The organism is Aquimarina ulvae (genome assembly GCF_053613295.3).
Window position 1 is genome coordinate 116,788 of sequence record NZ_JBSIBP030000001.1, and the last position, 15,710, is coordinate 132,497.

Consider the following 15,710-nt stretch of genomic DNA (forward strand, 5'->3'; position numbering starts at 1 on the left):
AAAAGATTATCCATGTAATTTTGCAACTCATAAAATGACACGTATGCTTCAATTCTTTGCGAAATATAAATTCTTTGCCATAGTCCTGTTGGTTTTATCGGCTATTATCATTTCTATTATTTATTATGTTTTAAAACCAAAACGTGTGTTACAAGTTTATGAACCGGATATGGTGAGTACAGAATTAGTGGATAGTACAGTGCAACATGTTCGTAAATACCATAAAATAGCAGATTTTAATTTGATAAATCAGAATGGGGAAGAGGTGACACAAGCAGACTATGCTAATAAAATTTATGTAGCTGATTTTTTCTTCACCACTTGTCAGACTATTTGTCCGATAATGACGGGTAATATGAAAGCAGTTCAGGAGGAATTAAAAAATGATTCAGAGGTCCTGTTACTGTCCCATACTGTTATTCCTGAGACTGATAATGTACCACAATTAAAAAAGTATGCTGTCGAAAAAGGGGTGGATGATGCCAAATGGAATTTGGTAACCGGAAATAAAAAACACATTTATGATTTAGCAAGAAAATCTTATTTGGTTGCAAAAACCGATGGAGATGGAGGTCCTTATGATATGATCCATACAGAAAATTTTGTCTTGGTAGATACGAAGAAACGTATTCGTGGATTTTATGACGGAACAAAGGAGGAGGAAATTGACCGCTTACTAGAAGATATTGAGATTTTGAAAAAAGAAAAACTGCCGCATTAATACGATTTAATACGACAGTACTATTTTATTATTATTTAATCTTGTAGTGGGCAATCATCTGGATTAGCCTGACATACGGAGTCAACCCATTGTTCGAATCCGTCATAAAAGGTTTCATTAAAGAATTCTATAAGCTCATTAAAGTCTACATCTTCAAATAGTTCATGAGCTTCAAGAGGCTCAGGTTGATGAATAGTATAATTTAGAAATTCAATTTCTGAATCCCCTTCCAACTCAATGGTTAGTCTTAGTTGTTGGTTGTCAAGACTCCCGGTATCAGTAAATGGAAAAGGGAATGCCCAATTTTCATTGCTATCTGAACAAGGACCGATAGGTCCTGTGAACTCTATTCCATCACCGTAGATATCTTGACCAAACAAATTTAATACGGAGCTGTTTGGACCATTTTCCGGAACATAATTATAAGGGTCAGTTTGTACTAATTGTCCGTCCTGAGTCTCCCAGATGAATCTAGAGGGTTTTTTAATTCTCATCCCACAAAAATTATTAGGTATTATTACTTCGTCTTCATAAAAAGGAAGCGTGGGTAAGAACTGTACCGGAAGAGTGATTCTTGGTTTCTCATCTATAATTGTGGTAAAATCAACAACTATTCTATAATTTTGATTTCCTAGAGTGCCATAAGATAACTCAATATGAGATGGTAATTGAGGAAAATCTTCTGGCGTTACAGAACCACCTCCGTTGCCTCCATCTCCATCATTTCCATCATCAATAACCACATCTTCCTGATCCATCATAAAATCAAATTGATCCTTGCCCATAGCATTTTTTACACGCAGACGAAATGAAGTGTTTGTGCTTGTCTTCCAAGAGTATGTATATACTTTTGTTGCGTTTGCAGGCACCTCAAAACCTTCAGGATATGCTCCATTAGGATTTTTCATTGATTTCCACTTGCCGTTAGAGTAGTATTCAAAGTATAATTCGGGTCCGACATATGCAGAGCAAGGAGGACTTTGACAAAAACTTCCGGATATATTAGAAGCGATATGATCATTGTTGCTGTTTTGCACTGCTTTTGCACAAATCTTGCCTTTCCATTTGTTGATTTTATTCATCACAGCGTGCAGCTTGTATCTTGGACCTTTATTGCAATAGGAAGCAGGTATGTTAGCACAATCATTTACAAAACCATTATAGTTGTTTGGTGTTTTATCCAATGCTACAAATTCTGGAGTTCCTAAAAATCCATACGCTATGGAACTGGTGAAGTCACTATTTTTACAGGCGATGACTCTGCGTGGAGTCCCTTCGCTACCAATAGGAAGATCTAACGCTACATTCCTTGCCCATCCTTGTTCTTGTAGTCCATTGTTTTTAGAAGTAAATTCTTCTTTTTTCAGTTTTAGAAAAGCTGGAACCTCGGTTCCTGCTTCAGAAAGCGCCCAGAAAGCTTCTTGCTCAGATAATTGTTTTCCAGCGATTTGGGTAATATTGTTCAGTACAGAACATTCATTACAGTCACTTTCTTCCAGAATAAATGCACCTTGAAGCTCTCCGTCATCAATTTGATGAAAACGAATAATGTTTCCGTTAGATAAGGTGATCTTTGCTTCGGTGTCAGAGACTTTTGAAAGCTGTTCCTGATTCTTGATTCTTGATTCTTGTATATCCGTTTTTTCACATGAAATCAGAAGGAGTATAAACGAATACATCCATATGTTGATATTTAATTTTCTCATGATTTTAAGGTTTTATGAGTTGCAATACTTACTCTATTTAAAGGCTTTTCAGTTTCCGCCTTTTCTAAATTTAGATAGGATGAAATTAGTAGCTGAAGTATTGATGACTATCCGAAAATTTTGAAATTCAATGATTCCGGACGTATTTTGGGTTGTTTACCCTTTTCTAAGTAGGGTTAAGAACTAGGATTTTATTATCCCGCGGATTCATAAGAGAATAGGATAGGTGTTTTTTAACTTTTTGCAAATCGTTTTTCTAAAAGATAGCTTTTCCAATACATATTTTTCCACTACTTTTGCCTTGTTTAAAATTAATCTAAATAAACACTTGAAGATAACTATTGCAAATCTCAAACGCGGTCAAAGAGGACTGATTAAAGAAATAACTTCGGATATTATTCCCCTTAAGTTATTAGAAATGGGGTGTTTGCCGGGTAATGAAGTTAAGTTATTACAGACAGCACCGTTTCAATGCCCTATGTATCTTACGATTAATGGCAGCTATCTTGCCATACGGAAAGAAATTGCTTCACAGATTGAGATTGAAATTATTTAACCGAATTATTTTTTATGGCTAAGCAAATTAAAGTTTCACTTATCGGAAACCCTAATACAGGTAAAACATCTGTTTTTAATTTGCTAACAGGATTAAATCAACAAGTAGGTAACTATCCCGGTATTACAGTAGAAAAGAAAGAAGGAATTTGTAAACTGCCTCGTGGTGTAAAAGCACATATACTGGATTTACCTGGAACATATAGTCTTAATGCTTCCTCATTAGACGAAAATGTGGTAATCGAGATTTTATTAAATAAAAAAGACAAAGATTTTCCTGATGTAGCCATTGTAGTAAGTGATGTAGAGAATCTTAAAAGAAATTTACTGCTTTTTACCCAAATCAAGGATTTAGAAATTCCAACGATTTTAGTCATTAACATGGCAGATCGGATGAAAAGAAAAGGAATTTCGCTGGATATTTCTTTGCTGGAAAAAGAATTAAATACTAAAATAGCCTTGGTAAGTGCTCGAAAAAATCAAGGTATAGATGAGCTCAAAAAATTAATTCTTTCTTATACATCGCTGCCAACCAAACCTTGTGTTGAAGCCTTAACATTTGCTCCAGAGTATTTTGATAGGTTGAAGAAAACATTTCCTAACCAATCCATTTATAAGCTTTGGTTAGTTATTACACAGGATGTTAATTTCAGAAAAATCGACAAAAAGAAACCCACAGTGACACCTGATTTTGAGGTTAAATCTGAAAGTGAACTAAAGCGATTTCAACAAAAAGAGACAATTAAAAGATATCAATTCATTAATGCAGTACTAAAAAAGGGGTTAATTGTTGATGAACGAGCGGCAACAGGAATGCGAGCCAGATTAGATAGAGTTTTGACTCATAAATTCTGGGGATATTTCATTTTCTTTACTATTCTTTTGTTAATTTTTCAGGCAATTTATGACTGGTCATCTTATCCAATGGATTTAATTGATGAAGGGTTTGCATGGCTTAGTGAAACCACTAAATCAGCATTGCCATCTGGCCCATTTGTAGATTTGATTACAGATGGTATCATCCCTGGATTAGGAGGTATTGTAATATTTATACCTCAGATAGCCTTTTTGTTTCTTTTCATTTCCATTTTAGAGGAAAGTGGCTATATGAGTCGTGTAGTATTTCTGATGGATCGGGTGATGCGTCGATTTGGCTTAAGCGGAAAAAGTGTAGTTCCTTTAGTATCAGGGACTGCTTGTGCAATTCCGGCAGTAATGGCAACTAGAAATATTGAAAATTGGAAGGAGCGTCTTATTACAATTTTAGTGGTTCCGTTTACGACCTGTTCCGCGAGATTACCAGTATACTTAATTATTATCGCATTAGTAATACCGAACGAAAAAGTAGGTTGGATCTTTAGTTATCAAAGCCTTACACTGATGTTGCTATATTTTATTGGTTTTGGAGCTGCTGTAGGATCTGCGTGGTTGCTTAATAAAATGCTAAAAATCAAAAGCAAAAACTATTTTGTTATAGAAATGCCCGGTTATAAAATTCCTTTGCTAAAGAATGTGATCATTAATGTGGTGGAAAAGACAAAAGCATTTGTTTTTGGCGCAGGTAAAATAATTTTAGCAATTTCTATCGTCTTATGGGTTTTAGCCAGTTTTGGACCTAATGAAAATTTTAGTAACGCTAAGGAGATAGTGACGTCCCAATATACGGATCTCTCACAAGAAGAACTGGATCAAAAAATAGCCTCATATAAGCTAGAGTATTCCTTTATAGGGTATGCAGGTAAAGCAATAGAACCTATAGTTGCTCCTCTTGGATATGATTGGAAAATAGGAATCGGAATTATAAGCTCTTTTGCTGCCAGGGAAGTTTTTGTGGGAACATTGGCAACAATTTATAGCGTAGGAAGTGATGAGGAAGAAACCATTAAGAATAGAATGGCCGCTGAGGTAAATCCGGTAACTGGTGGTCCTTTGTTTAATTTAGCCAGCGGAATTTCTTTATTATTGTTTTATGCTTTTGCCATGCAGTGCATGAGTACCTTAGCTATTGTAAAGAGAGAGACCAATAGCTGGAAATGGCCGATGGCACAACTTGTATTTATGAGTGTATTGGCATATAGTGTAGCGCTTATAGTGTATCAAATTTTAAAATAAAAAAATAAGTTTTCGTATCTTTAATCAACTTATGATATATGAATATTCTTGTACAAAACATATTAGTACTTATAGTATTTATAACGGCACTGGGATTTTTGATTAAAAAATTCTTTTGGAAGCCTCAAATTTCTTCTGAAAATAAGAAGTTGCCTGGCTCCTGTGGTAAAAACGGATGCGGTTGTCACTAACTATAATATAATGACAACAATAATTATTTTAATAGCGTATTGGTTTGATTACAATGAAGGAAAAATGAGTTTTGTTTCAGATTTTAAAGGTGGGTTATTATTTCTGCTTTTATTGTTTGTTGCATTTTCCCTGGTATATTTCATCCTAAAGATAGGAATTGTATATGCTATTTTAACAATTGGTGTGATGATCCCTTTTTGTTTGTTTGTAAAACATTTTTTGAAAAACCACTTATTTTCTTCGAAACCACTTTAAGGAACCGCTATTACTAATTAAGTATACGCCAACAAAAATTAAAACACAGCAAAATAGTTTTCCAGATGTAATATCACTTTTATACTGACTGGTGACCACAAAATATGCAATACTCCCTACCAATAACATAGCTACTGCAGGCTGCACATAAATATAACTGCTAGAAACAGTGGGTTTAACGTATTGTAATGCAAACATATTAAGTAAATATGCTAGAAATGTTGGCCCCATAACTACGTACAATAAAGATATCCAATCAGAAGTTTGATAAGAGTTAAAATTGGTCTCCAGTAATTGATTAATACAAAGAGGGAACATAAAAATAAATCCGAAAAAGAAGGTCCAAATGATAACTGTAATGGGTTTGTACTTTACCATCATTGGTTTTACAATAACCAAATAAAAAGCAAAAGCCAATGCATTGATTCCTATAAACATATTTCCCTTTAAAGATCCTGTTCCTAAACCAGAATTTCCCAGATAAATTAATAAAACGGCTCCACAGCCTCCAATACTAATACCTATAACTCTAGTAATAGTCAGCGGTTCTTTTAATAGAAAATAACTGATAATCACCGTAAAAATTGGCATTGCTGTAATGATGATCGCAGCATCCACAGGAGAAGTCAAACTTAAGCCATTCATTGAGAAAAATTGATTTGTAGCAACACCTAGTAATCCACACAGGACTAATCTGGGAATGTCTCTCTTTTCAACGGTTTCTTTAATAAAAAGCTTTAGTACGAAAAATAAAAGACCAGCTCCACTAATTCTAAGGAAAACCAAAGCCGATGCACCTATTTTATGAGGCATTAATCCTTTGGCGATTAGATAATTTGCACCATAGATCATATTTACACTTAATAATGCCATATGCGCTTTGGCGTTGTTAGAAATCATCTGGCAAAGTTAATAAAACACTGTTTTAAAAAGTGAGAAAAACACCATTTAAATAGTCCATTGAATTCATTTGATTATAAAGCCTAGTTTGTAGAGAAAGGCAAATCTTTGATAGATCATTCATTTAACGAGCAACTCCAAGTAGTAATCCAAAGGATTTGTTTTCTTATTACTGGATGGATATGGACTCAGATTATATATATAAACAACTTTATCATTGAACGTTAAAAGTTCTTTAGGGTTATCAGGTCTAATTTCTTTTGCTCCAATAATTATTTCTTTTTCTTCTATAAGTGTATCATCCTTATAGATACCTATCAGCACTTTTGCCTGCCCTTCCCAAACACAGTTTACGCCGCTTGGACAACGAGAATCTTCAAGTACTTTTAAAAATTGCACACGGACATCGTTAAAATTAATTGTTTTACCTGTTGGTAGTTTGGTGATTATCTGAGGAGGTTTTGTTTCTTTGCCAGTATCTTGTGCTGAAATAAAAGATGATTGAACTACAATTAAAAGAATAAAAAGAATATGCTTCATCGTTAAAACTATTTAATGCTAAAGGTATATAAAAACCATACCAAATAATATAAAATATGACTACTTTCTAATTTTTCCCAATATCTTTATGCTCACAACATGACTAATAAAAAAGTAGTAATTATAGGATCTGGTATTGCAGGATTAGCTTCGGCGATTCGCTTGCGTAATCAGAATTTTGATGTAACGGTATATGAAGCCAACTCGTATCCAGGAGGTAAATTAACTGAAATTCATACGAATGGATACCGATTTGATTGTGGTCCTTCATTATTTACAATGCCTCAGTTTGTAGAGGAATTATTCCATCTTTCTAATAAGAGAATTTCGGATTATTTTGAATATTCAAAAAAGGAAGTAGTGTGTAATTATTTCTATGAAGATGGAACACAGTTTTCAGCCCTGGCAGATACCAAAGATTTTGCAAAAGAAGCTGAAAATACATTTGAAGTAGAAAAATCTCAAATTCTTGAGTATTTTGAGAATAGCAAACTCAAATATGATCTAACAGCCTCGTTGTTTTTAGAAAAATCATTACACAAATTATCTACGTATCTTTCTTTAGATACCATTAAGGCTGTTACAAGAATTAATAATCTGGGCATTCATACGAATTTGCATGATCTTAACAGCAGATGTTTTAAAGACCCAAAGTTGGTTCAGTTTTTTGATCGGTTTGCAACCTATAATGGATCATCACCGTATCTTACACCTGGTATTATGTCAATGATTCCACATTTGGAACAACACTATGGGACATTTTTTCCAAAAGGAGGAATGTATAATATAACCCGAAGTTTGTATCAGTTGGCATTGGATTTGGGTGTTACTTTTCATTTTGAGTCAAAAGTAGATCAGATTATTGTAGAACATAAAAAAGCAATAGGTATTCGTATTGGAACCAGGCTAATAAAAGCAGATACGGTTATATCCAATATGGATGTGGTTCCTACATATCGTAAACTATTGATTGATCAAAAACCTCCGGAGAAAACCTTAAAACAACCCAGATCAAGTTCTGCACTTATTTTTTATTGGGGAGTTAAAAAGAAGTTTCCAGAATTGGATTTACATAATATATTTTTTACAAAAAATTATAAAAAAGAATTCCATTATATTTTTGAAAAGAAACAAGTTTCTAAAGACCCTACGGTTTACATCAACATCACTGCCAAGAATGAACCAAAAGATGCTCCAAAAGATTGCGAAAACTGGTTTGTAATGATTAATGTTCCAGGTAATGTAGGACAAGAATGGGACGATATTATTGATCAATCCAGAACAAATATATTAGGTAAGTTATCGAGATTATTAGATACGAATGTAGAGGGTTTAATTGAAACAGAAGAGGTGTTGGATCCTAGAAGTATTGAAAGTAGCACTCAATCGTATCAAGGATCACTATACGGATCAAGCAGTAACAATAAATACGCAGCATTTTTAAGGCACCCTAATTTTTCAAAAAAAATTAAAAACCTGTATTTCTGTGGGGGTAGTGTGCATCCAGGTGGAGGCATTCCATTATGCCTCTTATCCGGAAAAATAGTTTCCGAATTAATTTATAAAGATTGTAACCCTTAAAAATATGCATCCAGAAAGAAAGCTACTCATTTCTATTATACTTATTTGGTTATTTAATGTTTCAGGAATTATTGGGATCCTGAGCGGATATGAGAATTGGTTTTTACCCTTAACTCCTCTTAATTTATTGTTGTATTTGGGGTTGATTCTTTGGAATTCTAATTTGAATAAAAAACTAATTCTGGCTTTATCGATTCCTTTTTTTATCGGAATGATTACAGAATACTTAGGAGTGAATTATGGATTGATTTTTGGAAATTATAAGTATGGCAACAATTTGGGTAGTAAGGTTTTAGGAGTGCCTTGGATTATAGGTGTAAATTGGACATTATTAGTCTATGGTACAGCTGCGATCTCAAAAAAAATTCATCATAATGTTATTGTTTCCTCGTGTATAGGAGGTGTATTAATGGTAGCACTAGATGTAATCATCGAAGTTTCTGCTCCTCGATTTGATTTTTGGGAGTTTAAAGACGAGGTTGTTCCATTACAAAACTATATCGGATGGTTCATTACTGCAAGCTTGGCGCATCTGTTATTTCAAAAAGTGTATAAAACCTTGCAATATGCGCTGTCGATTCATATTTTCATAGCTATATTTATCTTTTTTACGACTTTTCTATTTTTTTAGATGCAGAAATACGATTATATTATAACAGGTACTGGAGCATCAGGTTTGATGCTGGCGTATTATATGGTAAAAGATACTTTTTTTGATCAAAAGAAGATTCTTTTAATAGATAAAGAGGTAAAGAATCAAAATGATCGAACCTGGTGTTTTTGGGAAAAAGAAAAGGGGAGCTGGGATGCGGTGGTTTCCAAAAAATGGAATCATATCTTCTTTGGTAGTGCCGATTTCTCTGAAAAGATACAGATTGCTCCTTATCAATATAAGCTCATAAGAAGCAACGATTTTTACCATTTTATTTTCAATATCTTACAAGAAAAACCTAATATTACGATTGTTCAGGAAACCTTAATTAATTTTGTGGATGAAGGTACTATTGTAAAAGTAGAGACTGATAACGCTATACATCTATGTGAGAAGGTTTTTAGTAGTGTGTTATTGTCTACAAAATTTAAAACCCAAAAAAAATATCCACTTTTAAACCAACATTTTATTGGGTGGTTTATAAGGACCAAAGTGCCTGCTTTTAGGGCAGAAACGGCCACTTTTATGGATTTTAATATAGACCAGAAAGGGAATACGCGGTTTATGTATGTATTGCCTTTTTCTGAAACCGAAGCTTTGTTTGAGTATACTTTGTTTTCTAAAAAGATGCTTTCGAATGATGAATATGAAACCGAAATTAAAAGATACTTAGAGTCCCAAGGAATCAAAGAATATCAAATTACCAAAAAAGAAAAAGGGTGTATACCAATGACAAGTTATGAATTTAGGAAGCATAATTCTAAAAATGTCTTGCACGTTGGAACAGCTGGTGGATGGACAAAACCTAGTACTGGTTTTACATTTTATAACACCCAGAAAAAAGTAAGAAAACTTATAAAGTTTCTAAAGAAAAATAATGATTTGACTAAGTTTGGAAAGCGAAGAAAGTTTTGGTACTATGACTTGTTGTTGCTGGATCTTTTATCCAAAGAAAATCAAAATGGAGCGAGGTTATTCACAGGCTTGTTTAAAAGAAATGAAATTACTAGCATCCTCAAGTTTTTAGACGAGGAAACGTCATTCATTGAAGAGTTGAAAATTATGTCAACAATGCCAGCGGTGAAATTTTTAAAGATAGCTTGGAATCGGTTATTAAGAAAGTAAAAAGGCTATTGGATTTTGAAACCAACCATTGGGATTTCATTAATTATCAAGATTAATTCTTTAGCATTGGGAGGGTTAGATAGATCAATATTTAGTCGGATTTTTCCTTTGTCCGACACAATTTTACCTCGATAAGCAAATTGTCGGTTATTAATTACATAGATAATAGAATATACAGGTTGATCGTATGCAACCACAAACTCCCTTACAGTATCATCCTTTTTTTTCAGAATTCCATCAACCGGTTTTATTAAACGAAAATTGTCAGATTTTTCGTGGTTAAAGAACATTGGAGTATTTGAAAAAGCTTCTTTACTGATTTGGTTTTCTAATAAACTATTTTCATAAAAATCAGGATAATGTTCTTTGATGAATATTTCAGGCGGAGTTCCAAAATAAAAATAATTAGGCTTATCCACAAACTGTTTGGTTTTGATATCATAATACCCCGTGCTTCCCCAGGTCGCATCTATTAGATATTTTTTAAAATCAATTTCAACAATGTTCCAGGCGTGATCGACACGATAGCTTTTTCCAATGTGGCTTATTTGATTCTTAGCCTTTCCTAATACATAAAAACAAGTAATACCCAGATGATCACATACATCTTTAAAAAGCTGTGTATAACCCTCGCACACTGCTGTTCCATTAGAAATTACCCGTTTAGCAATTTTCTCTCTATATTTTTTTTCAGTTTTTAGATGTTGTTTAGAGCCGGATTTCGTTTTTTCATAATCCATATAATTTGTGGATCTAAAACTTGGAAAAGGGTTGTGTTGCACAGATTTGTAGGAGTTGGCGTAATCAGTGTAATACTTTCCAGATTCTTTATAATCGTATGATATATTTTTTGTAATCCAGGAAAACAAAGCTTTGGTTTTGTCTATTTCAGACTCAAAGTCCTTTTCAATTTGATTAGCAAGCTTTTTAGAAGTTTTAAATTTTTTAGGATATTCTTGTACAATCGCGTCAATGTTATCAAAATCTTGACAATAGGAGAAATGAATAGACAGGAAGCTTGATATAATAAATAAAAATAATAGCGTACGCATATGTTATTGTAGCATCAATTATTGAACCAAAGAAGTTACGACTAATAGTTTGATTTTGAAAGCGAACTATGAATTATATCAAACCACGTTCTTTTTGGATTTGTTCATATGCTTTTTGCACCTCCTTAAATTTTTCTTCAGCTCCTTTGATATGTACTGGGTCCATATGCTGGACTTTATCCGGATGGTATTTTTTGACCATAGTTCTATAGGCTTTTTTTACTTCAGCATCCGTCGCGGTTTTTTCAATCTCTAATATTTTGTAAGCATGACCACCTGTTTTAAAAAACATCGCTTTAATACTTTCAAAATCACTAAAATTGACGCGCATAAAACCAGCCATTTTCTGAATTTCTCTTGCTTCAGCTTGACTAACACTTCCATCGGCATTGGCAATTCCGAATAAAAAGTGAAGAATCTGTAGCCGTGCAGCATATCGAGTACGCTGTGTAAGAAAAATACAGATCCGTTGAGCAGAAATCTCGCGATTTTTTATGATCTCATTAAATGTTCTAAAGGTAGCATTTGCTCGTTCTTTTCCATAAGCACTTACGAAATATTGTCGTACATAATCTAACTCTGTTTGATTAATACGACCATCTGCTTTTATGACAATCGATGATAGTGAAAGTAAGTTTAGTTCAAAATCTCCGGGACTTACTTGTTTTTCTTGAGTAAAGACTTTGGTAAACACACCACTACCTTTGGTTCTAGTTGCATCTAATAAACTACCAAGTATAAAACCCAATATAGCTCCAGGGAATCTAAAAAATATACCTCCTACTAATGCGGCAATCCATTTAATCATTCATCTTCAATTTTGACGGTGTAAATATAATTGAATTATTTACACGATTTTGATTATACTAGATTAGTAAGATTCTAAAGAGTTTTGTTACTAAAAAATTTAATATGGCTAGAAACTAGTATTAGATATACTGACTATCATAAATGTTATTTATGTCTGTCTAGCAGAAACCTTTAGAAATAGTTAAGAAAGGATAGGACCACATCTTCTGCTTTTCGGATGTTCGATTCAGTAAGTAAAATGTTTTCGAGGTTGGTTTTGATTTTTTTACGACTACTTGACAGTTCTATGGATGTGGTACATTATTTGTATCTTTGTATCAAAGTTTTAAATAAAAATAGTTAAGAAATATGTATCCAGCAGATTTAGTAAAACCAATGCGAGAAGACCTAACAAGTATAGGCTTCAATGAGCTACAAACAGCAGCAGATGTAGAAGCTGCTATTATAAAAGAGGGAACAACATTGGTCGTTGTAAATTCAGTTTGTGGTTGCGCTGCGGCAAACGCAAGACCAGGAGCAAAAGCTTCTTTGATAAATGACAAAAAACCAGATAATTTAGTAACTGTTTTTGCAGGTGTAGACCGAGAAGCTACGGACAAAGCAAGAGGTTATATGATTCCATTTCCACCTTCTTCTCCTTCTATGGCTTTATTTAAAAATGGAGAGTTGGTGCATATGCTAGAACGTCACCATATAGAAGGAAGACCGGCAGATATGATTGCAGAAAACCTTAAAGATGCTTATAACGAACACTGTTAGGGATCAAAGTAAATTCTGAAAGCATAGAACCGCAGGCATTGGCAGGCGGTTTTATGTTTAGATATGGTTCGTTCTATTTTACGATTTTCTGATAACGTTTTGGAGATCGTAATTTTATGCGCAAACAATTGGCTAACTAAAAATAATATCAGACCTTGCACTATAGTAACATAAGTCAAAATAATTAATTGCTAAGAGAAGATATGAGGGCTTTAAAAAGGATCGTTTCGTATCCGCTTTCAATAGTTTTCTATTTGTTTTTTGGATTAACATTGTTGGTTTTTCACCCACTACAGTGGCTTGGAGTAAAATTGGGCGGAGCAAAAGGGCATAGAAGTGTAATAAACATGATGAATCTTTGTCTACTACGCTGCTTACATGTTTTAGGAGTACGTATTAGTTTTAAAAACCAATACAAGTTACCTAAAGACCGTTCTTTGATTATTGTATCAAACCATCAAAGTATGTTTGATGTTCCTTTAATATCTTGGTACTTGCATAAACATAAGCCAAAGTTTATTTCAAAGATGGAATTGGGAAAAGGGATTCCAAGTATTTCTTATAATTTAAGACATGGAGGACATGCACTAATTGATCGAAAAAACGCAAAACAATCAATCCCTGAAATTTCTAAATTTGCAAGATTTATTGCTGGAAATAAATTTTCCGCAGTAATTTATCCCGAAGGAACAAGAAGTAAAAATGGAAAACCAAAGCAATTTGCACCAACAGGATTAAAAATATTGCTTAAAAATGCTCCTGAGTCTTTGGTGGTTCCTGTTACAATTAATAATAGCTGGAAAATAGTGCGATTTGGCAATTTTCCAATGGGAATAGGAATACACTTAACGTTGGAAGTGAATGAACCTGTTGTGGTAGAAAAATTAACAGTAGAAGAAATACTGGATATAACAGAAAGGAGAGTAATCTCAACGATAAAAACCTAAATAGAATAGTCATGGCTATAGACAATATTAGATTAGAGGTAATGCAGTTATTGGAAAAAAAGATAGAGTCTTTTATAGATACATTTTTGATCCCGATAGATAAAGTATGGCAACCAACAGATTTTTTGCCAGATTCGCAAAATGAAGATACATTCTTCGATGAGGTAAGGGAGTTAAGAGAGTTAGCCAAGGAACTTCCATATGACTTTTGGGTAGTTTTAGTAGGGGATACTATAACTGAAGAGGCACTTCCTACCTATGAATCTTGGTTAATGGACGTAGAAGGTATTAATCAGCACGAAGGAGAGGGAGGAAACGGCTGGTCTAGATGGGTGCGTTATTGGACTAGTGAAGAAAACAGGCACGGAGATGTTTTAAATAAATATTTATATCTATCCGGAAGAGTTAATATGATAGAGGTAGAGCGTACTACCCAACATTTGATTAATGATGGTTTTGATATAGGAACAGATAGAGACCCTTATAAAAATTTCATATATACCAGTTTTCAGGAATTGGCCACTAATGTTTCTCATAGTAGAGTGGCTAAGTTAGCAAGAGGTTATTCAAACAAATCACTGGCAAAAATGTGCAAAATTATTGCAGGTGATGAAATGCGCCATTTTAACGCGTATAGTGAGTTTGTGAAAAATATTTTCGAAGTAGATCCAAGCCAAATGATGGTTGCATTTAGCGATATGATGAAGCATAAAATTGTGATGCCAGCAGTTTTTCTAAGAGAATCTGGAAATGCTATCGGAACGGCTTTTGAAGAATTTTCTAATGCAGCACAACGTTTAGGAGTCTATACTTCACAAGATTACATAGATATTATGCAACGTTTGATCGATAAATGGGAAATCGATAAACTCGTAGACCTTAATGATGAGGCTGAAAAAGCAAGGGATTATGTTATGAAATTACCTGCCAGAATGCAACGAATTAGTGAGCGGTTGGTAATCCCCGAAGAAGTTTTTGAATTTAAATGGGTACAACCAGCTTTGGTAAAATAAACAGCGAATGCGTATACCAGAAGATCAGATCATCTATAAAACTATTGACTTCGTAAAAAATACGCTAAAAGAAGCAGAAGGAGGACACGATTGGTTTCATATCCAAAGAGTATATAAAACATCACTAACGATTGCTAAAAACGAGGATGTTGATGTTTTTGTAGTTGCTCTTGGAGCATTACTTCATGATATTGCCGATGCTAAGTTTCATAACGGTAATGAAACGATTGGTCCTAAAGTAGCAAGGGGTTTTTTAGAAAGTTTAGCGATAGAAAAAGAAGTTATAGATCACGTGGTGCTTATAGTAGAAAATATCTCTTTTAAAGGCGGAAATAGTGTACAAAAGTTTACATCTTCAGAACTAGATGTCGTACAAGATGCTGATCGTTTGGATGCTATTGGTGCTATAGGAATTGCCAGATGTTTTAACTATGGAGGTTTTAAGAATAGAGCTATATACGATCCCGAAATAGTCCCTAATTTACAGATGACTAAAGAAGAATACAAAAAATCTACTGCGCCAACAATCAATCATTTCTATGAAAAACTGTTACTTCTTAAAGACAGAATGAATACCAAAACAGGTAGAAGCATTGCAGAAAATAGGCATCTTTTTATGGAAACTTTTTTAGAACAGTTTTATAAAGAATGGGAAGGAAAGAGAAGGTAGACATTGATGAGATGTCTACCTGCCTAGTATTCCAACGCCCATTTTTTGATTGATATCAGTTCGTTTTTTGATTAAGCAAAGATGTTGATGACAAATTCTACCACAACTAGAAAGTAGCTA

General features: G+C 33.7%; 15 protein-coding genes. 10 read left to right on the forward strand and 5 right to left on the reverse strand.

All coding sequences use genetic code 11. The features are described from left to right. Window positions 1-43: 43 nt before the first annotated feature. Window positions 44-721, forward strand: a complete 678-nt coding sequence (locus ACWGOQ_RS00585; protein WP_452056602.1) for an SCO family protein — start codon at window positions 44-46, stop codon at window positions 719-721. 35 nt (window positions 722-756) lie between these two features. Here the strand turns inward: ACWGOQ_RS00585 and ACWGOQ_RS00590 are convergent, their stop codons facing one another. Then, window positions 757-2,427 (reverse strand): hypothetical protein, encoded by a 1,671-nt coding sequence (locus tag ACWGOQ_RS00590; RefSeq protein ID WP_452056603.1) that lies wholly within the window; start codon window positions 2,425-2,427, stop codon window positions 757-759. Between the two features lie 328 nt (window positions 2,428-2,755). Between ACWGOQ_RS00590 and ACWGOQ_RS00595 the strand changes: the two genes are divergently transcribed. Next, the gene (locus tag ACWGOQ_RS00595) at window positions 2,756-2,983 is read left to right on the forward strand and encodes a FeoA family protein (RefSeq protein WP_452056604.1); all 228 of its coding nucleotides are present in this window, start codon (window positions 2,756-2,758) and stop codon (window positions 2,981-2,983) included. Window positions 2,984-2,997: 14 nt separating this feature from the next. Continuing rightward, window positions 2,998-5,094, forward strand: coding sequence for a ferrous iron transport protein B (gene feoB, locus ACWGOQ_RS00600; protein WP_452056605.1), 2,097 nt, complete (start codon window positions 2,998-3,000; stop codon window positions 5,092-5,094). Window positions 5,095-5,517: 423 nt separating this feature from the next. Here feoB and ACWGOQ_RS00605 read toward each other — a convergent pair whose 3' ends face one another. Together ACWGOQ_RS00605 and ACWGOQ_RS00610 are read right to left on the reverse strand one after the other, a co-directional pair. Next, window positions 5,518-6,441, reverse strand: coding sequence for a DMT family transporter (locus tag ACWGOQ_RS00605; protein ID WP_452056606.1), 924 nt, complete (start codon window positions 6,439-6,441; stop codon window positions 5,518-5,520). Window positions 6,442-6,561: 120 nt separating this feature from the next. Beyond that, window positions 6,562-6,981, reverse strand: coding sequence for a hypothetical protein (locus ACWGOQ_RS00610; protein WP_452056607.1), 420 nt, complete (start codon window positions 6,979-6,981; stop codon window positions 6,562-6,564). Between the two features lie 99 nt (window positions 6,982-7,080). Between ACWGOQ_RS00610 and crtD the strand changes: the two genes are divergently transcribed. The 3 genes from crtD to ACWGOQ_RS00625 are packed head-to-tail and all read left to right on the forward strand — an operon-like array spanning window position 7,081 to window position 10,339. Further along, the gene (gene crtD, locus ACWGOQ_RS00615) at window positions 7,081-8,562 is read left to right on the forward strand and encodes a 1-hydroxycarotenoid 3,4-desaturase CrtD (RefSeq protein WP_452056608.1); all 1,482 of its coding nucleotides are present in this window, start codon (window positions 7,081-7,083) and stop codon (window positions 8,560-8,562) included. Between the two features lie 4 nt (window positions 8,563-8,566). Continuing rightward, a complete protein-coding gene (locus ACWGOQ_RS00620) occupies window positions 8,567-9,193 on the forward strand; it encodes a carotenoid biosynthesis protein (protein ID WP_452056609.1) in 627 nt (208 codons plus the stop codon). After that, a complete protein-coding gene (locus ACWGOQ_RS00625; RefSeq protein WP_452056610.1) occupies window positions 9,194-10,339 on the forward strand; it encodes a lycopene cyclase family protein in 1,146 nt (381 codons plus the stop codon). A gap of 5 nt (window positions 10,340-10,344) precedes the next feature. Here the strand turns inward: ACWGOQ_RS00625 and ACWGOQ_RS00630 are convergent, their stop codons facing one another. Together ACWGOQ_RS00630 and ACWGOQ_RS00635 are read right to left on the reverse strand one after the other, a co-directional pair. After that, window positions 10,345-11,391 carry a transglutaminase domain-containing protein gene (locus tag ACWGOQ_RS00630; RefSeq protein ID WP_452056611.1) on the reverse strand — a complete coding sequence of 349 codons (1,047 nt, stop codon included), beginning with the start codon at window positions 11,389-11,391 and terminating at the stop codon, window positions 10,345-10,347. A gap of 73 nt (window positions 11,392-11,464) precedes the next feature. Next, window positions 11,465-12,199 (reverse strand): TerB family tellurite resistance protein, encoded by a 735-nt coding sequence (locus ACWGOQ_RS00635; protein WP_452056612.1) that lies wholly within the window; start codon window positions 12,197-12,199, stop codon window positions 11,465-11,467. A 350-nt stretch (window positions 12,200-12,549) separates the two neighbouring features. Here ACWGOQ_RS00635 and ACWGOQ_RS00640 point away from each other — a divergent pair, with 350 nt between their 5' ends. The 4 genes from ACWGOQ_RS00640 to ACWGOQ_RS00655 all read left to right on the forward strand — a co-directional run bounded on the left by ACWGOQ_RS00640 (window position 12,550) and on the right by ACWGOQ_RS00655 (window position 15,590). Then, window positions 12,550-12,960: a BrxA/BrxB family bacilliredoxin gene (locus ACWGOQ_RS00640; RefSeq protein WP_452056613.1), complete on the forward strand. Its 411-nt coding sequence runs from the start codon at window positions 12,550-12,552 to the stop codon at window positions 12,958-12,960. A 188-nt stretch (window positions 12,961-13,148) separates the two neighbouring features. Then, complete coding sequence (locus ACWGOQ_RS00645) at window positions 13,149-13,907, forward strand: lysophospholipid acyltransferase family protein (RefSeq protein ID WP_458202221.1); 759 nt, start codon at window positions 13,149-13,151, stop codon at window positions 13,905-13,907. Window positions 13,908-13,918: 11 nt separating this feature from the next. Further along, window positions 13,919-14,920, forward strand: a complete 1,002-nt coding sequence (locus tag ACWGOQ_RS00650) for an acyl-ACP desaturase (protein ID WP_452056615.1) — start codon at window positions 13,919-13,921, stop codon at window positions 14,918-14,920. Between the two features lie 7 nt (window positions 14,921-14,927). Next, window positions 14,928-15,590, forward strand: coding sequence for an HD domain-containing protein (locus tag ACWGOQ_RS00655; protein ID WP_452056616.1), 663 nt, complete (start codon window positions 14,928-14,930; stop codon window positions 15,588-15,590). Window positions 15,591-15,710 lie beyond the last annotated feature (120 nt).